Annotated in this window: 23 protein-coding genes; 12 read left to right on the top strand and 11 right to left on the bottom strand. The window is 72.1% G+C overall.

Annotated elements, in window-relative coordinates; all coding sequences use genetic code 11:
* Positions 1-21: 21 nt before the first annotated feature.
* Both ACGFK0_RS32880 and ACGFK0_RS32875 read left to right on the top strand, forming a co-directional pair.
* Positions 22-795 (top strand): hypothetical protein, encoded by a 774-nt coding sequence (locus ACGFK0_RS32880; protein WP_392912031.1) that lies wholly within the window; start codon positions 22-24, stop codon positions 793-795.
* 154 nt (positions 796-949) lie between these two features.
* Positions 950-1861, top strand: coding sequence for a hypothetical protein (locus tag ACGFK0_RS32875; protein WP_392912029.1), 912 nt, complete (start codon positions 950-952; stop codon positions 1859-1861).
* A gap of 115 nt (positions 1862-1976) precedes the next feature.
* Here the strand turns inward: ACGFK0_RS32875 and ACGFK0_RS32870 are convergent, their stop codons facing one another.
* Positions 1977-2657 carry a winged helix-turn-helix domain-containing protein gene (locus ACGFK0_RS32870; protein WP_392912027.1) on the bottom strand — a complete coding sequence of 227 codons (681 nt, stop codon included), beginning with the start codon at positions 2655-2657 and terminating at the stop codon, positions 1977-1979.
* On the bottom strand, positions 2654-3991 hold the full coding sequence (locus ACGFK0_RS32865) for a sensor histidine kinase (RefSeq protein WP_392912025.1): 1338 nt from the start codon (positions 3989-3991) through the stop codon (positions 2654-2656). Before ACGFK0_RS32865 ends, ACGFK0_RS32870 begins: the two co-directional genes overlap by 4 nt.
* Positions 3992-4204: 213 nt before the next feature.
* Here ACGFK0_RS32865 and phoU point away from each other — a divergent pair, with 213 nt between their 5' ends.
* Positions 4205-4864 carry a phosphate signaling complex protein PhoU gene (phoU, locus tag ACGFK0_RS32860; RefSeq protein WP_392912023.1) on the top strand — a complete coding sequence of 220 codons (660 nt, stop codon included), beginning with the start codon at positions 4205-4207 and terminating at the stop codon, positions 4862-4864.
* Positions 4865-4916: 52 nt separating this feature from the next.
* On the opposite strand, the gene ACGFK0_RS32855 is transcribed toward phoU, so the two are convergent.
* The 3 genes from ACGFK0_RS32855 to mshA are packed head-to-tail and all read right to left on the bottom strand — an operon-like array spanning position 4917 to position 7666.
* On the bottom strand, positions 4917-5747 hold the full coding sequence (locus ACGFK0_RS32855) for a phosphoglyceromutase (protein ID WP_392912021.1): 831 nt from the start codon (positions 5745-5747) through the stop codon (positions 4917-4919).
* 29 nt (positions 5748-5776) lie between these two features.
* A complete protein-coding gene (locus ACGFK0_RS32850; protein WP_392912019.1) occupies positions 5777-6283 on the bottom strand; it encodes a YbjN domain-containing protein in 507 nt (168 codons plus the stop codon).
* 42 nt (positions 6284-6325) lie between these two features.
* Positions 6326-7666 carry a D-inositol-3-phosphate glycosyltransferase gene (gene mshA / locus ACGFK0_RS32845; protein ID WP_392912017.1) on the bottom strand — a complete coding sequence of 447 codons (1341 nt, stop codon included), beginning with the start codon at positions 7664-7666 and terminating at the stop codon, positions 6326-6328.
* Positions 7667-7801: 135 nt separating this feature from the next.
* On the opposite strand from mshA, the gene ACGFK0_RS32840 reads away from it, so the two are divergent.
* Complete coding sequence (locus ACGFK0_RS32840) at positions 7802-8563, top strand: SDR family NAD(P)-dependent oxidoreductase (RefSeq protein WP_392912015.1); 762 nt, start codon at positions 7802-7804, stop codon at positions 8561-8563.
* A gap of 4 nt (positions 8564-8567) precedes the next feature.
* Here the strand turns inward: ACGFK0_RS32840 and ACGFK0_RS32835 are convergent, their stop codons facing one another.
* Positions 8568-9464 carry a class I SAM-dependent methyltransferase gene (locus tag ACGFK0_RS32835; RefSeq protein WP_392912013.1) on the bottom strand — a complete coding sequence of 299 codons (897 nt, stop codon included), beginning with the start codon at positions 9462-9464 and terminating at the stop codon, positions 8568-8570.
* Positions 9465-9601: 137 nt separating this feature from the next.
* Between ACGFK0_RS32835 and ACGFK0_RS32830 the strand changes: the two genes are divergently transcribed.
* From ACGFK0_RS32830 to ACGFK0_RS32820, 3 genes are all read left to right on the top strand, one after another.
* On the top strand, positions 9602-11221 hold the full coding sequence (locus tag ACGFK0_RS32830; protein ID WP_392912011.1) for an AMP-binding protein: 1620 nt from the start codon (positions 9602-9604) through the stop codon (positions 11219-11221).
* A 97-nt stretch (positions 11222-11318) separates the two neighbouring features.
* Positions 11319-12107 (top strand): TIGR03084 family metal-binding protein, encoded by a 789-nt coding sequence (locus ACGFK0_RS32825; protein ID WP_392912009.1) that lies wholly within the window; start codon positions 11319-11321, stop codon positions 12105-12107.
* A gap of 93 nt (positions 12108-12200) precedes the next feature.
* The gene (locus tag ACGFK0_RS32820; protein WP_392912007.1) at positions 12201-12665 is read left to right on the top strand and encodes a universal stress protein; all 465 of its coding nucleotides are present in this window, start codon (positions 12201-12203) and stop codon (positions 12663-12665) included.
* 22 nt (positions 12666-12687) lie between these two features.
* Here the strand turns inward: ACGFK0_RS32820 and ACGFK0_RS32815 are convergent, their stop codons facing one another.
* Positions 12688-13200 (bottom strand): O-acetyl-ADP-ribose deacetylase, encoded by a 513-nt coding sequence (locus ACGFK0_RS32815; protein ID WP_392912005.1) that lies wholly within the window; start codon positions 13198-13200, stop codon positions 12688-12690.
* Between the two features lie 259 nt (positions 13201-13459).
* Between ACGFK0_RS32815 and ACGFK0_RS32810 the strand changes: the two genes are divergently transcribed.
* The gene (locus tag ACGFK0_RS32810) at positions 13460-14332 is read left to right on the top strand and encodes an NAD-dependent epimerase/dehydratase family protein (RefSeq protein ID WP_392912002.1); all 873 of its coding nucleotides are present in this window, start codon (positions 13460-13462) and stop codon (positions 14330-14332) included.
* A gap of 74 nt (positions 14333-14406) precedes the next feature.
* On the opposite strand, the gene ACGFK0_RS32805 is transcribed toward ACGFK0_RS32810, so the two are convergent.
* Positions 14407-15165: a dioxygenase gene (locus ACGFK0_RS32805; RefSeq protein WP_392912000.1), complete on the bottom strand. Its 759-nt coding sequence runs from the start codon at positions 15163-15165 to the stop codon at positions 14407-14409.
* A gap of 101 nt (positions 15166-15266) precedes the next feature.
* Here ACGFK0_RS32805 and ACGFK0_RS32800 point away from each other — a divergent pair, with 101 nt between their 5' ends.
* On the top strand, positions 15267-15755 hold the full coding sequence (locus ACGFK0_RS32800; RefSeq protein ID WP_392911998.1) for a MarR family winged helix-turn-helix transcriptional regulator: 489 nt from the start codon (positions 15267-15269) through the stop codon (positions 15753-15755).
* Positions 15756-15775: 20 nt separating this feature from the next.
* Here the strand turns inward: ACGFK0_RS32800 and ACGFK0_RS32795 are convergent, their stop codons facing one another.
* Positions 15776-16903: a winged helix DNA-binding domain-containing protein gene (locus ACGFK0_RS32795; RefSeq protein WP_392911996.1), complete on the bottom strand. Its 1128-nt coding sequence runs from the start codon at positions 16901-16903 to the stop codon at positions 15776-15778.
* Positions 16893-17531, bottom strand: a complete 639-nt coding sequence (locus tag ACGFK0_RS32790; RefSeq protein WP_392911994.1) for a TetR/AcrR family transcriptional regulator — start codon at positions 17529-17531, stop codon at positions 16893-16895. Before ACGFK0_RS32790 ends, ACGFK0_RS32795 begins: the two co-directional genes overlap by 11 nt.
* Before the next feature lie 124 nt (positions 17532-17655).
* Between ACGFK0_RS32790 and ACGFK0_RS32785 the strand changes: the two genes are divergently transcribed.
* The 3 genes from ACGFK0_RS32785 to ACGFK0_RS32775 are packed head-to-tail and all read left to right on the top strand — an operon-like array spanning position 17656 to position 20005.
* A complete protein-coding gene (locus ACGFK0_RS32785; RefSeq protein ID WP_392911992.1) occupies positions 17656-18480 on the top strand; it encodes a class I SAM-dependent methyltransferase in 825 nt (274 codons plus the stop codon).
* Positions 18477-19388 carry a saccharopine dehydrogenase gene (locus ACGFK0_RS32780; RefSeq protein ID WP_392911990.1) on the top strand — a complete coding sequence of 304 codons (912 nt, stop codon included), beginning with the start codon at positions 18477-18479 and terminating at the stop codon, positions 19386-19388. The genes ACGFK0_RS32785 and ACGFK0_RS32780 overlap by 4 nt, the downstream gene beginning before the upstream one ends.
* Positions 19388-20005, top strand: coding sequence for a TetR/AcrR family transcriptional regulator (locus tag ACGFK0_RS32775; protein WP_392911988.1), 618 nt, complete (start codon positions 19388-19390; stop codon positions 20003-20005). Before ACGFK0_RS32780 ends, ACGFK0_RS32775 begins: the two co-directional genes overlap by 1 nt.
* On the opposite strand, the gene trpS is transcribed toward ACGFK0_RS32775, so the two are convergent.
* Positions 20002-21081, bottom strand: a complete 1080-nt coding sequence (gene trpS / locus ACGFK0_RS32770; RefSeq protein ID WP_392912144.1) for a tryptophan--tRNA ligase — start codon at positions 21079-21081, stop codon at positions 20002-20004. The genes ACGFK0_RS32775 and trpS overlap by 4 nt on opposite strands.
* Between the last annotated feature and the right edge of the window lie 141 nt (positions 21082-21222).

Here is a 21222-nt window from a genome sequence, read left to right as displayed (position 1 = left end):
GGCCGGGATGGGAGGTGCGGCGTGAGACCGGACGGCGGCGATCCGGAGCCCGACGACTACGGGCTTCCCCGCATTGACGTCGTCGTGCCCGATGACGCCCGCGAGCTCGAACGCGACATGCTCGCCTACCGCCGTGAGGAACGCCGCAGGCGGCGCCAAGCACGGGTCCGCCGCGTCACCCGTCCGCTGACCCGGTTCGGCGTCGCCATCCCGATCATCGCGGGGGCGCTGCTGATCGCGCTGCTCAGCGGCGTGCTGATGACCACGTTCGGGCCGAAGCCGGCACCGCGCCCGACGAGCGCCCAGCTGGCGCCGCGCCCGTCCGCCGGCCCCGGCGACGTCGGCGGGCTCCTGCCGCACCACGACGTCGACCTGGTGACCGGTGAGCGCACGGTCACGCCGCTGCGCGACCTGCGTCCGGGCGTCATCGGCATCGTCCCTCCCGAGTACGAGTGCGAGAGTGTGGTCGCGGAGCTCGCGGGCAGGACGCAGGAGAGCGTGCTGAACTTCTGGCTGGTCGCCGACCCGCGTCCGGCCGGCGAGCAGAAGGGGACGTCCCTGAAGGAACTGAGGGCGTGCGCGGGCACCGCCCATTACGGAACACCGCTGATCCTCGAAGACCGTGAGGGCGTCCTGGCGGAGGCGTACGCGCCGGCGCCCGGCTCGCCGGGTGCGGCCGCCTCCGGTCTGACGGCCGTGTTCGTGCAGCCGGACGGCGTGGTGAACGAGGTCGTTCAGGCGCCCGAGGCCGGACCGGAACTCTCCGAGAAGGTCCGGGCTCTGAGCGCCGGCTGACGGTCCGGGGTGGTCCCTCGCGCGAGGCGTGCGCGTGTCGGCGACCCCGAGGCGGGACTTGCGGGCGGGTCTCGCTACGCTTCCTCTGGCGTATCTCACGCCACTCTCACAACGCCAGCCTTTGCTGAACGACATTCGCGAGGAGACCGACGCCGTGATCCGAAACAGCCGCCGAATGGTCACGCTCGCCGTCGCGGGCGCCGTCGCCATCGCGCCGGTGATCACCGGCTGCGGCGCCGGCATGGAAGCTCAGTCCGCCGCCCCCACCCGACTGACCGAAGGCGTCAATCTGTCGGTGCCCAAGGGCGACCCCGCGGTGCAGATCAACCTGCGCAACATGTTCGTGCTGGGACCGAAGCCCGGCCAGGCGGTCCCCGCGGGCACGTCGCTGGCGCTCTACGGCGTGCTGATCAACGAGGTCGAGGGCAGGCAGGACCGGCTCGTCTCCGTCTCCTCGCCGCTCTTCGGCTCGGCGAAGATCGACGGCGGCGGGATCGCGCTGCCGCCCGCCGCGCCGGACGGGACGGGCAGCGTGACCAAGCTGCTCGGTGACGCGTCCGCGACCCCCGGCCCCACCCCTCAGGGTCAGACCGCCCGGCCGGGGAGCACGCCGACCGGAGCGCCGACGCAGGAGCCCACCGGCCCAGGCGCCACACCGGACGCGACCTCCAGCCCGACGTCCGGCAACACGGTCGGCCCGGCGGAGAGCGGTCCGCCGGTCATCACGGGTGAGGGGCAGCCGCGGGTGGTGCTGGCCGGCCTTAAGAGAGAACTGCTCGCCGGGGCGCCCATCACGCTGCGGATGCAGTTCGAGAAGGCCGGTGCCGTGGAGTTCCAGGTGCCGCTGATCTCGCAGCAGGGCGAGTACGCCACCTACCCGCTGCCCACGCCCGCCGGCCGGACATCGGCTTCACCGGGCGCCCCGCAGCCGTCCCCGGGCACCGAGCCCGCCCAGCCGGGCGCGTCCGCGTCACCGGGCGCCTCGCAGTCCCCCGGCACCTCGCAGTCCCCCGGCGCCTCGCAGTCCCCCGGCGCCTCGCAGTCCCCGGGCGCGGCCGGCCACTGACCCCGTCTCGCACCGCGAGGACGGCACACCGCCGGACAGAGCAAGAGAAGGAACGGCCCGTATGGCGCTCTCGCCGTACGGGCCGTTCTGCGTGCTCACGAGTTGTGCGTGCTGATCAGGGCTCGAACTTATAGCCCAGGCCGCGGACGGTGACGATGTAGCGCGGCGTTGACGGGACTTCCTCGATCTTGGCGCGGAGGCGCTTGACGTGCACGTCCAGCGTCTTGGTGTCCCCCACGTAGTCGGCGCCCCACACGCGGTCGATCAGCTGCATCCGGGTCAGGACACGGCCGGCGTTGCGCAGCAGCACCTCCAGCAGCTCGAACTCCTTGAGCGGCAGCTGGACGGGTTCACCGGCGACGCTGACCACGTGCCGTTCGACGTCCATCCGGACGGGACCGGCCTCCAGCGTCGCGGGCGACAGCTCCTCGACCTCGCCCTGCCGGCGCAGGACGGCCCGCATCCGGGCGACCAGCTCGCGCGTCGAGAACGGCTTGGTGACGTAGTCGTCGGCGCCGAGCTCCAGGCCGACGACCTTGTCGACCTCGCTGTCCTTGGCGGTCAGCATGATGACGGGGACGCTGGACTTGGCGCGCAGCTCCCGGCACACCTCGGTGCCGGGAAGCCCGGGGAGCATGAGGTCGAGCAGCACGAGGTCGGCACCGTTGCGCTCGAAGATGTCCAGCGCGTCGGGGCCCGTGGCGGCGACGGCCACCTCGAAACCCTCCTTGCGCAGGTTGTACGACAGTGCGTCGCTGAACGACTCTTCGTCTTCCACGACGAGCACGCGGGTCACGGTGTTGCCTCCTGGGCGGTGTTCTGTGGGTCTTCCTCTACGTCCGCGTCTTCCGCCGCGTCCGCGTCCCTTCTCACGTCGGCGTCTCTGCCGGCGGCCGGGCCGATCGGCGCCGCCGCGTCTGCTCCGGCGGCGGGATCCCGGCTCCTCGCGGGGTCTCTTCCCGCGGCCGCGCCGGCGGCACGAGGCGGGACGGCGGCGTCGAGCAGCGGCAGCCGGATCGTGAACGTCGACCCGTGGCCCTCCTTGCTCCACACGGTCACCTCCCCGCCGTGCTTGCCGGTGACGTGCTTGACGATGGCGAGCCCGAGGCCGGTGCCGCCGGTCTGGCGGGACCGGGCCGGGTCGACCCGGTAGAAGCGCTCGAAGATCCGCTCCACCTCGCCGTCAGGGATGCCGATGCCCTGGTCGGTCACGTTGACCTCGACCTGCCCGTCGTCGCGCATCCGGGTCGCGACGACGACGCGGGTGCTCTCCGGGCTGTACGCGACGGCGTTGTCGACCAGGTTGCGGAGCGCGGTGACGAGGAGTTCCTGGTCCCCCCGCACCCGCAGGCCGTCCTCGCCGCCGACGGTCAGCTCGATGTCCTTGGCGGACGCCTTGAACTGGCAGCGCTCCAGCGCCTCGGCGGTCACCTCGTCCAGCGTGACGGGACGCAGATCCGGGAGCGGCTCGTCCCCCTGGACGCGCGACAGCGTCATCAGGTCCTGGACGAGGTTCGTCAGCCGCACCGACTCGTACTGCATCCGGCCCGCGAACCGCCGGATCGCCTCGGGGTCGTCGGCGGCGTTCTCGACCGTCTCCGCGAGCAGCGACAGCGCGCCCACGGGCGTCTTGAGCTCGTGGCTGACGTTCGCCACGAAGTCGCGGCGGATCGCCTCGGTGCGGTGCATGTCGGTGAGGTCCTCGGCCAGCACCAGGACGAGCCCGTGCGACCCGAGCGGGGCCACCCGCACCGCGAACCAGCGTCCGTCGGCACGGCTTCGCGCGCCCGTCGGACCGACCTGGATCTCGGCCTCGCGGATCTCCCCGTCCCGCCGGACGAGCCGGGCCATCGCCAGCACCTCGTCCACCACGAGCCGGTCGCCGCTGACCAGCCCGAACGCCCGCGCGGCCGAACTGGCGCGCAGGACACGGTCCTCGCCGTCCACCACGACGGCGGACGACCGAAGGACGCTGAGCACCGAGGCGACGCCCGGCGGCAGACCGCCCACCGGCGCCGCGGGAACCGCCGCATGCTCGGCCCGCTCGCTCACTCGCACCGCCAATCCAGTCGCGAGCCCGATCGCGAGCCCGGCAAGCCCCGTCAGGATCGCGATAATCTCGACCTCCACACCACGGATCGTAAGCGGCATCCGGACTCCTCCCACCCGGAGTCGCTGGTCACGGCGATCTCGTTCCCCGAAAGTTCACCTTCCTATCCGGACGCGTTCACGCCGGCAAGGCAGGCTGTGGCGTGGGCGAGTCCGTCCGAACGTCCCCAACGGCCCCCGGAAACTCCCCGAACCCCCGCCCGTTTCGCCCTCATTCCTACGAAGGATTCTGAATTGCGCGACGCCTATCACGAGGAGCTCGACTCCCTCGCCGACCGGCTGGTGGAGATGACCCGCCTCGTCCGCTCCGCGATGGCCCGCGCGGTGACCGCGCTCCTGGACGCCGACCTGCGCCTGTCCGAGGAGGTCATCAGCGGGGACGACCACGTCAACAAGATCGACGCGGAGATCGAGGAGATCGTCTTCGACCTCATGGCCCGGCAGCAGCCCGTGGCCGGTGACCTGCGCACCCTCATCACCACGCTGCGGATGAGCGGCGACCTCGAACGCATGGGCGACCTCGCCGTCCACATCGCCAAGACCGCCCGCCGCCGGCACCCCGAGTCGGCGGTCCCGCCCGAGCTTCAGGCCACCGTCCTCGAGATGGGGCAGATCGCCGAACGCATGATCGCCAAGGCGGGCAGCGTCATCGCGTCACAGGACGTCGAGATGGGCCTCGAACTGGACGGCGACGACGACCAGATGGACCGCCTCCACCGCCGCCTCTTCGACCTCCTGCTGTCCCCCAAGTGGACGCACGGCGTCGAGCCCGCGGTCGACATCACCCTCGCCGGCCGCTACTTCGAACGTTTCGCCGACCATGCCGTCCACGTGGCGGAGAACGTCGTCTACCTGGTCACGGGCCAGCGCCCCGAAGAGATCAACGACCTCTGACGCGGCCGGGCCCGGGTGCGGAGGGCCGCCGGCGCCCGGCGGCCCTCACCGGCTACTTCCTTCTGCCGCGCCTGGGCTTGGACTTGGACTTGGCGTCCTTCGGGAGCGGCGGGGCGGGGGGCTTGGGGCCGCCCTTCTTCGCGGCGCCCTGGTTCTTGACGGCTTCGATGGCGGCCTTGGCGGCGGCCGGGTCGAGGTACTCACCGCCGCGCTTGAGGGGGGCGAAGTCGTCGTCGAGCTCGTAGACCAGCGGGATGCCGGTGGGGATGTTGAGGCCGACGACCTGCTCGTCGGTGAGGTCGTCCAGGTGCTTGACCATGCCGCGCAGGGAGTTGCCGTGGGCGGCGACCAGGACGGTCTTGCCGGCGGCCAGGTCGGGAACGATCGCGTCGTACCAGTACGGCAGGAAGCGATCGACGACGTCGGCGAGGCACTCCGTACGCGGGATCAGTTCGGAGGGCAGTTCGGCGTAGCGGAGGTCGTTGACCTGGGAGAGCGGGTCGTCGTCCTTGATGGGGGGCGGCGGGGTGTCGTAGGAGCGTCGCCAGGTCATGAACTGCTCTTCGCCGAACTCCTCGCGCGTCTGAGCCTTGTTCTTGCCCTGGAGGGCGCCGTAGTGGCGCTCGTTGAGACGCCAGGAGCGCTTGACGGGGATCCAGAGGAGGTCGGCCACGTCCAAGGCGATGTTGGCGGTGCGGATGGCCCGCTTCAGCAAAGAGGTGTGCACCACGTCGGGGGTGATGTCGGCGTCGAGCAGCAGGTCGCCGCCCTTGGTCGCCTCACCCTCGCCCTTCGCGGACAGGTCGACGTCCACCCAGCCGGTGAACAGCCCTTCCGCGTTCCAGACGCTTTCGCCATGCCGGAGCAATACCAGGGTCGCCATGACATCAGAGCCTATCGGCCCGGTCAGGGTCACCGGCCGTCGGCGGGGTCGCGGTTGGCGGGGTCGGCGAAGGAGGCGAACGCCTGGAGGTTGGCGAGGCTTTCGCCGCGCTTGACGCGCCAGTCCCATTCGCGCTGGATGGACGTTCTGAACCCGCGTTCGAGGGCCTTGTCGAAGTTCTCGTCCGAGTAGGTGAGGACGCAGCCGAGGAGACGGTCGATCTCGTCCGGGGACACCGACTCCAGGGCGACCCTCCCGACGAGGTGGACGTCGCCGACGTCGTCCAGGGCGAACGCGACCCCGTACATGCGGCCGTTCTTCTCCAGGAGGAAGCGGTAGAACTCGGCGTGGTTCTCGTCGGGGCGGCGGCAGAAGAACGCCTCGACGTGCAGGCTGTGCTCACCGACGATCAGCCAGGTCATGGTGGCGAGCTTGTGCTGTCCGGGGAGCTTGACGAAGAACGCGTTCTCGCGGGGTTCGTCGAACTCCAGCCCGGCGGCCTTCAGGGTCTCCCGGATGGTCTCAACCTGATTCACACCTGGCTCCTCGCGGGGAACGACGCCCCCGGTTCACATCGCTCATGCTGTGGCCTCCGCGGTGACGGGTGCGGCCCGGACCGCCGGAATCGACATGGCACCGGTATACACGGCGCCGCTGTACACATCGAGGAGGTTGTCGACCGTGGCGTCCCATCCGAAGCTGTGCCCGTGCCGGACGGCGCCGCGGGAGAGCCGGGCGTGCAGGCCGGGTTCGGCGTGCAGGCGGCGAAGGACGGCGGCGTAGTCGGCGGGATCGTGGCCGCGGATCAGGACGCCGGACTCGCCGTCGGCGACGGCGGTGCACAGGCCGCCGACGCGGGACGCGACGACGGGTGTCCCGCAGGCCTGGGACTCGACGGCGACGAGGCCGAACGACTCGCTGTGCGAGGGGACGACGGTGACGTCCGCGGCCCGGTACCAGTCGGCCAGCTCGGACTGCGGGCTCGGGGGTTCGAACCGCATGACGTCGCTGATGCCGAGTTCGGCCGCGAGGTTCTGCAGGCCCTCGGGGCGGCACCGTCCGGAGCCGCTCGGGCCCCCCACGACGGCGACGACGAGCTGCGAGCGCAGGGCCGGGTCGTCCGCCAGCATGCGGGCGACGGCGCGGAGCAGGACGTCGGGTGCCTTGAGCGGCTGGATGCGGCCGACGAACAGCAGCACGTACGCGTCGCGGGGCAGGCCGAGGCGTCGGCGGGCGGGCGCGGTCCGGTGCGGGAGCAGGCCTGCGCCGCGGGCGAGCAGGGGCGATTCGGGGCGGAAGAGGGAGAGGTCGACGCCGGGGCTGACGGTCGCGACGCGGGACGGGTCGGCGCCGTACAGGTCGACGAGTTCGCGGGCTTCTTTGGCGGTGTTGGCGACGAGCTGGTCGGACGACGCGACGACCTGTTCCTCGCCCAGGACGCGTTCGGCCGGTTCCGCCTTGTCGCCGTCGGCGAGCGCGGCGTTCTTCACTTTGGCCATGGTGTGCATGGAGTGGACGAGCGGGACGCCCCAGCGCTGCTTCGCCGCCCAGCCCGCCTGGCCGGACAGCCAGTAGTGGGTGTGGAGGAGGTCGTAGTGGCCGGGGTCGTGTGCCGCCTCGGCGCGCAGGACGCCGGAGGTGAAGCCGCACAGGTGCCGGGGAAGTTCGGTCTTGTCCAGTTCCTCGAACGGCCCGGCGACGACGTTGCGGACCAGGACGCCCGGCGCCAGCTCGACGACGGGAGGCATGGCGCGGCAGGTCGCACGGGTGAAGATGTCGACCTCGACGCCTCGCGCGGCGAGGCGCTTGGCCACCTCGACGATGTAGACGTTCATGCCGCCCGCGTCGCCGGTACCGGGTTGATCAAGGGGGGAAGTATGAACACTGACCGTCGCAACTCGGTTGATACGACGCGACACCGGACACCACCTCCGGTAGTGCAACCTATCGACCGCGTTGGGTGTTCCCTCAGGAAGGGGGCCAACCGTCACTTCTCGCCACAGTGACCGACCTCACCGGCGCCCCGCCCCCGCGGGCCTGGGAGGCTTGGTCCCATGCGTAAGACCGCGGTAGTGACCGGAGCAAGCAGTGGGATCGGGGCCGCCACGGCCAGGCGCCTCGCGGCGGAGGGATTCAACGTCGTGCTCGCCGCGCGGCGCCGGGACCGGCTGGACGCCCTCGCCAAGGAGATCGCCGAGGACGTGCCGGGCGCCGGCAAGGTCGTCTCGGTCACGCTGGACGTGACCTCGCAGGAGTCGGTGGACGCCCTCGCCGCCGCGATCGACGGCTGCCACGTGCTGGTCAACAACGCCGGCGGCGCCATCGGCCTCGACCCCGTCGCCACCGCCGATCTGGGCGAGTGGCAGGCGATGTACGACACCAACGTCCTCGGTCTCGTGCGCGTGACCAAGGCGCTGCTGCCCAAGCTGATCGAGAGCGGCGCCGGGCACATCGTCAACGTCACCTCGCTCGCCGCGCACGTCCCGTACGAGGGCGGCGGCGGCTACAACGCGGCCAAGCACGCCGCCTTCGCGGTCAACGACGTGATGCGGCTCGAACTGGTCGCCGAACCCGTCCGCATCACCGAGATCGCCCCCGGGCTGGTGAAGACGGAGGAGTTCTCGCTGGTCCGGTTCCACGGGGACGAGGAGAAGGCCGCCAAGCCGTACGAGGGCGTCCCGGAGCCGCTGGTCGCCGAGGACGTCGCCGACTGCGTGGCCTGGGCCGTCACCCGTCCCCCGCACGTCAACATCGACCGCATCGACGTCCAGCCGCGCGTGCAGGCCGCCCCCCACAAGCTGCACCGCGAGCAGTAGAGGCTCACCTGGGGCGGGGCGCGACCGCCGTCCAGGGGAGGGTCAGTTCGCCGAGGCGCCAGCGGTGCCTGCCGCCGTAGGGCGGGCGGGCGAGGACGGGATGGGTCCGGGCGAGCAGCGTCACCGCCTCGATCCAGCGGGCGCGCGGGCCGAACGCCGAGTGCGGGGCGGCGGCCGCCCAGCAGCGGTCGAACGCCACGAGCAGATCGTGCACGGGCTCGCCGGGGACGTTGCGGTGGATCAGCGTCTTCGGGAGCCGCTCCGCCAGGGCGGACGGGCGGTCGAGCGTCGGCAGATGGGCCGCGAACGTGATCGTCCGCGGACCGCCCGGGGTGAGCGTCACCCAGACCGCGCGGCGTCCGATCTCGTCGCAGGTTCCCTCGACGAGGACGCCGGCCGGGTCGAGGCGGGCGCGCAGTTCGTCCCAGGCGCGCCAGGCCGCGGGCTCGTCGTACTGCCGCAGGACGTTGAACGCCCTGATCAGGACGGGCGGGCGCTCGACCGGCAGTTCGAAGCCGCCGCGCAGGAACGTCAGGCCGCCGTAGGGGTCGTCGTCGCGCCGGGATTCCGCGCCCCGTCCGGCATCGGACGCCCTGAGGGCGGCGAGGAAGTCAAGTCCGGCGGCGACCCGGCCCGGGTCTATCTCGATGCCGGCGACCTCCAGGCGCGGCGAGACGGCGCGGAGCCGGGTGAAGAGCTCGAACGTCGTGATCGGGGAGGCGCCGTAGCCGAGATCGACGGCCAGCGGTGCGGTGTCCCGGCCCGGCTGGGCCCGGCGCGCTGGGGCCGAGCGCAGCGGGCCGGTCTGGGTGGCGGTGATCCAGCGGTCCACGCGGCGCAGCCGGTTGGGGGCGGTGGTGCCGCGGGTCACCTCGCCCCGCGGCTTCTTGACTGGGGGCACCGGGTAATTCTTCCGTCTCGCCCCCTATGCCTGGTACGCCCGATGCCTTGTACGCCCGCGAAAACCCGACCCCGCCGAACGAGATTCGGTAAGCCAGTGGTTACGGTGCTGTCGACACCGTCCCCCGAGGAGTGCCGATGCTCGACCTGGCGACCCTGCACGAGGCCATCGCCGCCGCCGTCCCCGACCGCGAATGCCTGGTCTGGCGCGACCGCCGGATGACCTGGCGCGAGGTGTCCGACCGGACACGGCGGCTGGCGAACGTCCTGCACGGGAACGGGCTCGGCCTGCACGGCGACGGGTCCGGCGCGCGGACGCCCGAGCCGTGGGAGTCGCCCCACGATCACCTCGCCCTCTACCTGCACAACGGGCCGGAATACCTGGAAGGCCTGGTCGGCGCGCACAAGGCCCGGCTCGCGCCGTTCAACGTCAACTACCGGTACGTGGACGACGAGCTGGCGCACCTCTTCGGGGACGCCCGCCCGGCGGGCGTGATCTACCACGCCCGGTTCGCGCCGGTGATCGGACGGGTGGTCAAGCGGCTCGACCGGGCCCCGCTGCTGCTCCAGGTGGCGGACGAGTCCGGCGAGGAGCTGCTGCCCGGCGCGCTGGACTACGAGGAGGCGCTCGCGCAGGCGTCCTCCGAGCCCCTCCAGGACGTGCGTCCCGAGGCCGGTGACCTGCACATCCTCTACACCGGCGGGACGACCGGGATGCCGAAGGGCGTGCTGTGGCGGATCGGCGACCTGATGCTCGGCCCGCTGGGAATGCGGCACCGCGACGGCTCCCCCGTCACCGATCTCGGTGATGCCGTCGAGATCGCCGTCCGGAGCGAGCACCGCGTGCTCGTCGGCCCGCCCCTCATGCACGGCGCGGGGACGTGGTCATCGCTGGGCGGCTGGTGCGGAGGCGCGTGCGTGATCTTCCCCGACCGGGTGGACGGCCTGGACGCCGCCGACCTGATGGCCACGGCGGAACGCGAGCGCGTCACCCGGATGCCGCTGGTGGGGGACGCCTTCGCCCGCCCGATCGTCGAGGCGCTGGAGGCTCGCGGCCACGACCTCGGCTCCCTGCGGACGTTCGTCAACTCGGCGGCGGCCATCAGCCCCGCCGTCAAGCGGCGGCTCCTCGAACTCCTCCCGCACTCCCGGATCGTGGACATCCTCGGTTCGTCGGAGTCCGGTTTCCAGGTCGCCCGCAGCGGCTCGTCCGCGACGACGTTCATGCCGGCTCCGGGGACGGCCGTCCTCAGCGCCGACCGGTCGCGCCGCCTCGCGCCGGGCGAGGACGAGATGGGCTGGCTGGCCAAGGGCGGCGGCTCGATCCCCCTCGGTTACCTCGGCGATCCGGCGAAGACCGCGGCCACGTTCCGCATGCTGGACGGCGAGCGGCTCGTCGTCCCGGGCGACCGGGCGCGGCTGCTCGCGGACGGAACCGTCGAGGTCCACGGGCGGGAGGCCACGACGATCAACACCGGCGGGGAGAAGGTGTTCGCCGAAGAGGTCGAGAACGTCCTGCGGGGGCTGCCCGGTGTCACGGACGCGCTGGTGGTCGGCCGTCCGAGCGAGCGCTGGGGGACGGAGATCGTCGCGGTGATCCGTCCCGCCGGGGCCTCGGGCGACGAGGAGCTGCGGGCGGGATGCGCCGTCCATCTGGCCCGCTACAAGATCCCGAAGGCGTTCGTCCGGACCGATCACGGCCTGCGCCTGCCCAACGGCAAGGCCGACTACGCCGCCGCCCGCGCCCTGCTCGACTGAACAGGGGCCCGACCGGCAGGGAACTCGACCGGCGGCGGCTCGACCGAACGAAATTCCGTTCTGGACGGACGGCACCGTTCCGCGAGATCCTTGCGGCATGCCGGACCTGCACAGCCTCCTCGCCGACCTGGCCGCCGAGGGCGACTCCGCCGACGCCCTCGTCGCGCCGCTGCCCGCCGCCCGCTGGGCCTGCCCGACACCGGCCGAGGGCTGGACGATCGCGCACCAGATCTCCCACCTCGCCTGGACGGACGCCCAGGCCGTCGTCGCGGCGACCGACGCCGGCGCGTTCGCGAAACTCATCGAGGAGGCCCTGGCCGACCCGGCCGGCTATGTGGAGGCCGGGGCCGCGGAAGGCGCCGCCGAAGACCCCGCCCGCCTCCTCGCCCGCTGGCGGGACGGGCGGCGCCGCATGGTCGGCGCCCTGGCCGCCGTCCCGGCGGGCACGCGCCTCCCCTGGTTCGGGCCGCCGATGAGCGCGGCGTCCATGGCGACCGCGCGGCTCATGGAGACATGGGCGCACGGCGAGGACGTCGCCGACGCGCTCGGCGAACGGCGCGAGCCCACGCACCGGCTCCGGCACGTCGCCCACATCGGCGTCCGGACCCGCGACTTCTCGTTCCGCAATCGCGGCCTTGAGCCGCCCGCCGAGGAGTTCCGCGTCGTCCTGAAGGGCCCGGCGGGCGAGGAGTGGACGTGGGGTCCGCCGGACGCGGCGCAGTCGGTCACCGGCCCCGCGCTCGACTTCTGTCACCTGGCCACCCAGCGGCGCCACCGCGACGACCTCGCCCTCACCGCGTCCGGCGCGGACGCCGACCGCTGGCTGGACGTCGCCCAGGCGTTCGCCGGCCCGCCCGGCCCCGGCCGTTCCCCCGCGACGACCTGAGCCAAGACGTCCACGGCGGACGCCGCACGTGAGATCGGGCACTACTCGGGGCGTTCGCGTTCAGCCCGGCCGGGCTCGGAGATGTGTAGCGGTATGACGATTCTCATTGCGTACGACGGCTCTGACGACGCGCAGGCCGCGATCGAGTTCGCGGCCCGGCACGTCAGGCCCGAGCCGGCCGTGGTCATGACGGTGTGGGAGCCGCTGCTGGCGCAGATCAGCTGGGCGCCGCTCGCCGCCGCGACGCCGGTGGCCGCCTGGCAGGAGGGTGACCGGTACGAGGAGGAGAAGCAGGCCGAGCGGCTCGCGCAGCACGGCGCCGACCTCGCGCTCGCCGCCGGGCTGACCGAGGTGGCGACGCGCGCCGAACGCGGCGGCGGGCCGGTCTGGGCCGCCATCGTGGACGTCGCGGACGAGCTGAACGCCTCGCTGGTCGTCACCGGGTCGCGTGGCCTGGCGGGCGCCCGGTCGGTGATCCTGGGCAGCGTCTCCACGCGTGTTCTTCATCACGTCCGGCGCCCGACGCTGGTCGTGCCGCCCCCGAAGGAGGAGGACTGACCGGGGCCCCGGACCGAGTGGGCTACGGCATGCCGAGGACGCGTTCGAAGGCGGCGTAGGCGTCGGAGGTGAACAGGACGAACCGGACGTCGGTGACCTTCGTCGGGGCGGAGCGGACGGTGCCGACGGCGATGCGGGCGGCGTCGTCCACTGGCCAGCCGTAGATGCCCGCCGACACGGCGGGGAACGCGATGGAATCGACGTCGAGTTCGTCGGCGATGCGCAGGGATTCGCGGTAGCAGGAGGCGAGTTGGGCGGTCCGGTCGTCGGACGCGGAGTAGACCGGGCCGACGGTGTGGATGACCCAGTCGGCGGGCAGCCGTCCGGCGGTCGTCGCGACCGCCTGGCCGATCGGGAGGCCGCCGCCGTAGTGCGACGCGCGCAGCCGGCGGCACGCGTCCAGGATCTCCGGACCGCCCCTGCGGTGGATCGCGCCGTCCAGACCGCTGCCGCCCAGGAGGGACGAGTTGGCCGCGTTCACGACCGCGCCGACCTCCTGCTCGGTGATGTCGCCCTGGATAAGAGTGATCTTCATGTCCGCCGTTCCTCCGCCGCGACCGAACCCCATCAGAGGAGAAGAATTCTCTCCCGGGCCGGTCGCGAAACGCATGCGGGCGGTTCCCGGCGGTACGCTCATGGCGGACGAGGCTCCGGGGGCGGTGCGACTCGTCCGACGTCGTCCGGCCAGGATGCGGGGGTTCGATGCGGAAGGCCGGGCGTGACCACTGAAAGAGTGACTGCCTATCCTGCTGTCAAGACGACCACAAAGGCGTGAAAGTCGTGGAGGTACCCCCTTGAAGATTCTCCTCGCCGGAGCGACCGGAGTCGTCGGTCGCCGGCTGATCCCGCTGCTCGTCCAGGCGGGCCACGAGGTCGCAGGGACGACGCGCCGGCCCGGCCGTGCCGGGATGCTGCGCGACCTCGGCGCCACGCCGGTCGTCGTGGACGTCCTCGACGCCGCCGCCGTGCGCAAGGCCGTCGCGGCCGAGCGTCCGGACGCGGTGATCCACCAGCTCACCGATCTCAGCGACGAGGACTTCGAAGCCAACTCGCATCTGCGGATCGAGGGCACCCGCAACCTCGTCGAGGCCGCCCTGACCGCGGACGTCGAGACCATGATCGCGCAGAGCATCGCGTGGCTGTACCGGCCGGGAGAGGCGCCCGCCGTCGAAGTCGATCCGCTCGACGCGTCGCTGCCGCCGTACGCGGGCGTCGCGGCGCTCGAGAACGCCGTCGCGGAGATGCCGCGCGGCGTCGTGCTGCGGTACGGCGCCCTCTACGGGCCGGGGACGTGGTACGCGCCCGACGGTGCGATCGCCGAGCGGGTGCGGGCGGGCAGCCTGCGCCTGGCGCCCGCGTGGACGTCGTTCGTGCACGCCGACGACGCGGCGTCCGCGGCGCTGGCGGCGCTCGACTGGCCCGCCGGCGCGGTCAACATCGTCGACGACGAGCCGGCGACGACGGCCGACTGGCTGCCGGTCTACAGCGCGGCGCTTGGTGCGCCGACGCCGGGGAGCGCCGGCAAGCACGCCGCCACGACGGGCCGTCCGGTGTCGAACGCCAGGGCTCTGAGCCTCGGCTGGAAGCCGCAGGTCCCGTCCTGGCGCACGGGGTTCTCCCAGATGGACGGCACCGCGGCGATGAACGGCGCCGCCCGGGTCGACTGACACCCCAGGTAGGACATTTTCGGACGGAACGTGACAAATAGGCCGCTGGACGGATCAGCCGGCCGCCGGGCAGGTCAGCCGAACTGGAACGAGCGCTTGGCCAGCCCGAACCAGTAGCCGTCGATGACGGACCGGCGTCCCGCGGGCGTTTCCGCGTCGGCGCCGAGCGCCATGAACAGCGGCGCGAAGTGCTCCGTCCTCGGGTGGGCGATGCGAGCCGCCGGGGCCTTGGCACGGAAGTCGAGCAGGGCGTCGACGTCGCCGCCCGCCACGGCCTTCTCCGCCCACTCGTCGAACTCCGCCGACCACGCGGGCGGCGCGATGTCCGATGGGAGCCCCATATCGATCTCTCGCAGGTTGTGCGTGGTGAAACCGCTCCCGACGATCAGGACACCCTGATCACGCAGGGGTGCGAGGGACCGCCCGACCTCGAAGAGCCGCGAAGGCTCAAGGGTGGGCATGGACATCTGCAACACGGGGACGTCGGCGTCCGGATACATCTCCACCAGCGGCACATAGGCGCCGTGGTCCAGCCCCCGCGTCTCGTCCTGGCGGATGCCGGGGATGAGTTTGCGCACTTCATCGGCCAGTTCAGGGGCACCGGGCGCGTCGTAGCGGACCTTGTAGTAGCGCTCGGGGAAGCCCCAGAAGTCGTACACGAGCGGCACCTGGCGGGTCGCGCCGATGCTGAGCGGCGCCTTCTCCCAGTGCGCGGACACCATCAGGACCGCCTTCGGCTTCGGCAGTCCGGCGGACCAGCGGGCGAGCTCGTCGATCCACACGGGGTCGTCGGCCAGTGGCGGCGCTCCATGGCTGAGATAGAGAACGGGCATCCGGGTCATGTCACTCCCCTTACTTGAGGATTCAACGATACTCCCGAATACTTGAACATTCAAGTCTTGAGTGCTCAACCGATTTCGGTAGGCTGGAGGACATGACGGACACACGATGGCTCGACGCCGACGAGCAGGAGACCTGGCGCGCCTTCCTGTGGACGTCGCGCCTGCTCAACACGGCCCTCGACCGCCAGCTCCAACGCGACTCCGGGATGCCGCACACCTATTACATGATCCTGGCGATGCTGTCGGAGTCACCCGGACGCGCCCTGACCATGACCGAACTGGCGGAGATCGTCTACTCGTCCCCGAGCCGCCTCTCCCACGCCGTCAACCGGCTGGAGGAGGCGGGCTGGGTACGCCGGACCAAGCACGCCACCGACCGCCGCACCACGATCGCCGAACTGACCGACGAGGGCTACGCCGTCCTCGTCGAGGCCGCCCCCGGCCATGTCGCCGAGGTCAGACGCCGCCTGTTCGACCCCCTGAGCCGCGAGCAGACGCTGGAGTTCCGCGCCACCCTCCGCGCCCTCCTCGACGCCCTGGACCCCGACCACGAGGCCCCCTGCGCCCGCGACACCGGCTGATCAACGCCTCCCGCCGGCGGTCACCCGGACGGGGCGCCGAACTCGACCTTGTGGGACTTCGCGTCGGGGTGGGCGGCGGCGAGCAGGCGCATGCCCTCGTCCTCCAGCGCGGCGCGCTCGGGACCGGGGACCAGGGCGAACGGGTCGATGTGCAACGTCGCCTCGCCGCGCTTCTTCTCGATCTTCCATAGGCCGTGGACGAAGCCGTCCACGAGGAACGTCGCCCGGATGATCCCGTTGACGGTGAAGACGCGCTTGCGGTGCTCCTCGGTGATGATCCGGGCCCGGTCCGCGTGGGACAGCAGCAGGTTGTCGAAGTCGGGCACGAACCGGACCGGCGCCGGCGTGTCGGGGCCGGGACGCGGCGCCTCCGGCACGTCGTACAGCTTCCGGCCCCTCTCGTCCTGGAACACCACGAGCTTGGGCATCAGCCGCTCGACGACCTCGCCGAGCCGCGTCAGGCCCGACCAGTGCTGGACGTCCCGGACGCTCGCCGGCCCGAACGCCGCCAGGTAGCGCAGCACCATCTCGTCCAGCACCATCCCGTCCACGGACGGGCCCGGCACCACCGGTCCGCCGAGCCACGCGTCGAGGGTCGTGTGCCTGGCCATCCCCGAGGCGCCCCAGATCCCGCGCGGGGGAACCTGGACGAGCGGCAGGCTGCAGCGAGCCGCCCAGCCGAGAAGCGCGGCGTCCGCGTCCGGCCACCGCTCGGACAGCATCGTCCGCAGTTCCTTGTCGGTGCGCGGCTCGTCCTCCAGCAGGGCCCGCGACGAGGCGGCGAGGGCGGTCAGGTCGATGCCGTCGAGTTCGCGTGCCCTGGTCTTCAGATGGTTGTCCAGGATCACCTGTGTCAGCGGGCGCAGCGCGCGGGCGTCGCGGGCGCTGACCAGGTGGAGCGTCCCGCGCATGAGGACGATCCGCAGCGCCCGGCGGCCGGTCATCAGCTCCCCGACCTCGTCGAAGGCGAACCCGGCGAGGCGGCTCCACAGCCCGATGTACGGCGGGTTGGGCGCCTGCGACTGCAGGCCGACCAGATGCTCGATCGCGTCCAGGGCCGGCATCGCCCGCCGTTCCAGGAGCATCTGCCGCGCCAGCAGCGCCCGGTTCAGCTCCCGCCGTCCCAGCACCGGTACGTCAGTCGTCATAACGGCCCCGCAGCTCCTGCCAGGTGGGCGCAGGGCCCGGCAGTTCCTGTCCGTCCGTCAGGTGCAGCGCGTCCAGCATCAGGGCGAGGTAGCGGTGCTGCAGCCGGTTCATGCGCTCATCGTCGCCGATGCGGATGCCGTGCAGATACTCCAGCATCACCGAGATGTCGCCGACCTCGATCTCGGGACGCAGCACGCCCGCCTCCCGCGTGCGTTCCAGGAGCCGCTTCGTCGCGAGGTGGATCTCCTGCCCCTTGCGGCTCATGTCCTCGGTGACGTCGAAGCTCCCGGCGAGCCGCATCGTCAGGGAGCCGGCGCCGATGTCCAGGCAGCGGCGCATGAACCCGGCGAACGCGTCCCATGCGTCGCCGTCGTCGTCCAGCGCGGCCGTCACCTGGGTGAGGTAGCGGTCCATGCCGTCGATGGCGAGCTTCTGGAGCAGATCCTCCTTGCTCTTGTAGCGGCGGTACAGCGCGCTGATCCCCACCCCGGCGTGTTCGGCGACCGCCGAGATGGGCGCCCCCGGGTCGGCGGTGAACACCGCCCGCGCCGCCTCCCGGATGAGTTCGTCGTTGCGCGCCGCCTGCGCCTTGCGCCCGCTCATGGGCGCCTGTGCCGTGGTCTCCATGCACCCCATATTAGGGGAACAAATAATTCCGTTCTATCCCCTCGACCGCCCGGCCTTGACGCCGGACCTTTGAGCGCTCATTATGAACAGACGTTCATGAACAGACGTTCATACAGGAGGGGACATGGAAGACGGCAAGGCGGAGATCGTCAACGTCGCGCAGTACGAGGCGTGGAACGGGTACGAGGGGCGGCACTGGGCCGACCACTACGACCGGTACGACGCCGGGAACGGCGGGTTCAACGGGTTCCTGCTGGAGGGCGCGGCGATCGGACCGCGCGACCGCGTCCTCGACATCGGCTGCGGAAGCGGGCAGGTCACCCGGCTCGCGGCGGGCCGGGCCCGGCTCGGCGGCGCGACGGGCGTGGACCTGTCCGCGCCCATGCTCGACCGTGCCCGGTCCCTCGCCGAGGAGGAGGGCGTCACGAACGTGGCGTTCGAGCAGGGCGACGCGCAGGTCCACCCCTTCCCCGAAGGCGGCTTCGACGTCGCGGTCAGCCGGTTCGGAATCATGTTCTTCGCCGACCCGGTCGTGGCGTTCGGCAACATCCGGCGTGCGCTGCGCGAGGACGGCCGCCTGGCGTTCCTGTCGATGGCGCCGATCAGCGAGAACGAGATCGGGACGGTCCTGGCCGCCCTTCCGCCGCTGGAGGAGTCCCCGATCGGGCATCACGGGCCGCTGTCGTTGTCGGACCCGGACCGCGTCCACGAGGTCCTGGAGGGGGCCGGCTTCCGGAATGTGGCCTGCCGCTCGGTGAAGGCCGAGCAGATCGAAGGACGGGACGCGCGCGACGCGGGCGAGTTCTTCGCGGGCTGGGGGCCGATCCGCTACAACTACGGCGAGAGCGAGGAACTGGTCGACATCATCACCGAGGCGATGCGGCCGTTCGAGCGGGACGGCGCCGTCAGGCTGCAGGGCGCCGCCTGGCTGGTGACGGCACGGGCATGAGGCGGGTCGTGGTGCTCGGCGGGTACGGGGCGGTCGGCCGCGAGGTCGTCGCCGGGCTGCTCGGGCACGTACCGGAGGTGGTCGCCGCCGGCCGGGATCTCGCCAAGGCCCGCGCGGTGGACGGGGCGATCCCGATGCGGATCGATCTGCGCGGCGACGACCTGGACCGCATCGACGCCGACGCCGTGGTCATGTGCGCCGAGCAGGAGAACGTGCGCGTCGCGGAGGCGGTCCTCGGACGGGGTGTCCACTACGTCGACGTGTCCGCGTCGCATGAGGTGCTGTCCGGGATCGAGGAACTCGACGGGCTCGCGACCGAGCGGAAGGCCACGGCGGTGCTGAGCGTCGGCCTCGCCCCCGGCGTCACGAACCTGCTGGCGCGTGAATTCGGCGGCCGGGACGTCGACATCGGTGTCCTGGTGGGGTCCGGCGAGCACGGGCCGTCCGCCGTGGACTGGACGCTCGACTCGCTCGGCGAACTCGGTGAATCGTGGCGGATGCGGTTCCCGGAGCCGTACGGCATCCGGACCGTGTACCGCTTCCCGTTCTCCGACCAGCACACCATCCCCGGGCGCGTCCGGACGGGCCTGTGCCTGGACTCCCGCGCCCTCACGGCCCTGCTGCCGCGTCTCGTCCCGTTCCGCGACCTGGCCGCGGTGCGGGCCGTGTTCCGCCGGGTGCGCATGGGCGGTGACGGGTTCGCGGTGGCGGTGGCGTCCGGCGGGTCGGTGCGGTCGTTCGCGGGGCGGCGGCAGAGCCGGGCGACGGGCCTGGCCGCCGCGATGGTCGTCCGGCGGCTGGACGGGACGCCACCCGGCGTCCGGCACATCGAGGACGTCGCCGGCCGGGACTTCCTGCCCGAACTCGCCGCACACGGGTTCCGGACGGCTCAATACGATGCGGGGTGATGTCACCTCGAAAAGCGGCCGCGCTGCGCGCGGGCGACCGGACGCTGCGCGAGCATCTGATCGCCACGGCCGAGCAGATGATCTCCGAGCGCGGGACGGCGGGCCTGACCGTCCGGGCGATCGCGCGTGCGGCGGGGGTCGCCGACGGCGTGCTCTACAACCATTTCGCCGACAAGGAGGAGCTGCTCGCCCACGCGATGCGGGCGCGCGTGGCGTCCGTGGAGGGCACGCTGCCGCCGCTGCCCGAGCCCGGCGCCGCGACGGTCGAGGCGAACCTGCGCGTCTACGTCGAGCACGGGCTGATCCTGCACAACGGGATGCTGCCGGCGCTGACGGGCCTGCTCGCGCACCCCGAGGTCCTCACCCGGTTCGCGGCGCTGAGCGGAGGAGGCGAGGACTGGCGCGAGCGGCTCGCCGGCTACCTGCGGGCCGAGCGCGACCTCGGCCGCCTCGCGTCCGACGCCCGGGTGGACGCGGCCACCTCCATGATCGTCGGTGCGTGCCACGAGTCGGTCCTGTCGGTGCTGTTCCAGGGTGAGGGCATCGCGCACGGGGTCTCCGTGGACGTCGTGGACGATCTGGTGACCGCCGTCCTCGCCGGCATCGGCCCGCACTAGGAGGCCATCGCGGTCCTGACCTCGTCCAGGGTGCGGTCCGCCACGGCGTTGGCGCGTTCGTCGCCTTCGGCCAGGACGCGGCGCAGGTGCGTCCGGTCGGCGGCGAGTTCGGCGCGGCGGGCGCGGATCGGGCGCAGGAACTCGTTGACGGACTCGGTCACGGCCTCCTTGAGCGCTGCGGCGCCGCCGTCGCCGATCTCGGCGGCGACGTCGTGGGGGTCGCGGTCCTGGCAGAGCGCGGCGAGCAGCACCAGGTTGGACACCTGGGGCCGGGTTTCGGGCGCGTAGGCGATGTGCCGGTCGCCGTCCGTCACCGCGCGCCTGATCAGCCGGGCGGTCTCGTCCGGCCCGGCGGACAGCGCGATGGCGTTGCCTCGGCTCTTGCTCATCTTCCGGCCGTCGGTCCCGAGGAGGCCCGGCGCGGCCGACAGCAGTGCGTCCGGTACGGGGAAGACGGGCCCGTAGCGTTCGTTGAAGCGGCGCGCGATCGTCCGGGTGATCTCCTGGTGCGGGAGCTGGTCCCTGCCGACCGGGACGAGGTTCGCCTTGCAGAACAGGATGTCGGCGGCCTGGTGGACGGGGTAGGTGAACATCAGCCCGCTGACCGACGTCTGCCGCGACGCCGCGATCTCGTCCTTCACGGTGGGGTTGCGCTGGAGTTCGGCGACCGACACCAGCGACAGGAACGGCAGCATGAGCTGGTTCAGGGCGGGGACGGCGCTGTGCCGGAAGATCGTCGCGGTGGACGGGTCGATGCCGGCCGCGAGGTAGTCGGCGACCAGCCCTTCGACGTGCTCGGACAGGTGGTCGGCGATGTCCCGGTCGGTGAGGACCTGGTAGTCGGCGACCAGCACGAACAGCTCGACGCCGGCGCGCTGGAGCCGGACCCGGTTGGCGAGCGTGCCGAAGTAGTGGCCGAGGTGGAGCGGGCCGGTGGGGCGGTCGCCGGTCAGGACGCGGAAGGCGGCAGGGTCGGCCGCGATGCGTTCTTCCAGCCGGCGGCTTCGGTACTCGGCGTCGGCGCCGGCGGTGGTGCCGGCGGCGTCGGCCGCGGCGGCGGGCGGGGCTTCGGGGATGGTCTCCACGGTTCTCTCCTCGGTCGGATCGGGGCGGCCGTCCCGCCGAACGGGCCTTGTCACCGAAGAGAAAGGGCCGTCCAGCGGACGGCCCGATCGCGTGCGTGGTTCAGGGCCGTCCTAGGACGGCCACCAGCCCAG

Origin of the sequence: Spirillospora sp. NPDC048823 (genome assembly GCF_043198445.1) — a bacterium.
Classification (GTDB): Bacteria; Actinomycetota; Actinomycetes; order Streptosporangiales; family Streptosporangiaceae; genus Spirillospora.
This window is presented reverse-complemented; position numbering and strand designations above follow the sequence as displayed.

Coding starts and splice junctions, on each gene's coding strand:
- ACGFK0_RS32855 (WP_392912021.1), bottom strand. CDS start 5,747: ATGGCGACCCTGGTATTGCTCCGGCATGGCGAAAGCGTCTGGAACGCG.
- ACGFK0_RS32840 (WP_392912015.1), top strand. CDS start 7,802: ATGCGTAAGACCGCGGTAGTGACCGGAGCAAGCAGTGGGATCGGGGCC.
- ACGFK0_RS32830 (WP_392912011.1), top strand. CDS start 9,602: ATGCTCGACCTGGCGACCCTGCACGAGGCCATCGCCGCCGCCGTCCCC.
- ACGFK0_RS32825 (WP_392912009.1), top strand. CDS start 11,319: ATGCCGGACCTGCACAGCCTCCTCGCCGACCTGGCCGCCGAGGGCGAC.
- ACGFK0_RS32820 (WP_392912007.1), top strand. CDS start 12,201: ATGACGATTCTCATTGCGTACGACGGCTCTGACGACGCGCAGGCCGCG.
- ACGFK0_RS32815 (WP_392912005.1), bottom strand. CDS start 13,200: ATGAAGATCACTCTTATCCAGGGCGACATCACCGAGCAGGAGGTCGGC.
- ACGFK0_RS32805 (WP_392912000.1), bottom strand. CDS start 15,165: ATGCCCGTTCTCTATCTCAGCCATGGAGCGCCGCCACTGGCCGACGAC.
- ACGFK0_RS32800 (WP_392911998.1), top strand. CDS start 15,267: ATGACGGACACACGATGGCTCGACGCCGACGAGCAGGAGACCTGGCGC.
- ACGFK0_RS32795 (WP_392911996.1), bottom strand. CDS start 16,903: ATGACGACTGACGTACCGGTGCTGGGACGGCGGGAGCTGAACCGGGCG.
- ACGFK0_RS32790 (WP_392911994.1), bottom strand. CDS start 17,531: ATGGAGACCACGGCACAGGCGCCCATGAGCGGGCGCAAGGCGCAGGCG.
- ACGFK0_RS32785 (WP_392911992.1), top strand. CDS start 17,656: ATGGAAGACGGCAAGGCGGAGATCGTCAACGTCGCGCAGTACGAGGCG.
- ACGFK0_RS32780 (WP_392911990.1), top strand. CDS start 18,477: ATGAGGCGGGTCGTGGTGCTCGGCGGGTACGGGGCGGTCGGCCGCGAG.
- ACGFK0_RS32775 (WP_392911988.1), top strand. CDS start 19,388: ATGTCACCTCGAAAAGCGGCCGCGCTGCGCGCGGGCGACCGGACGCTG.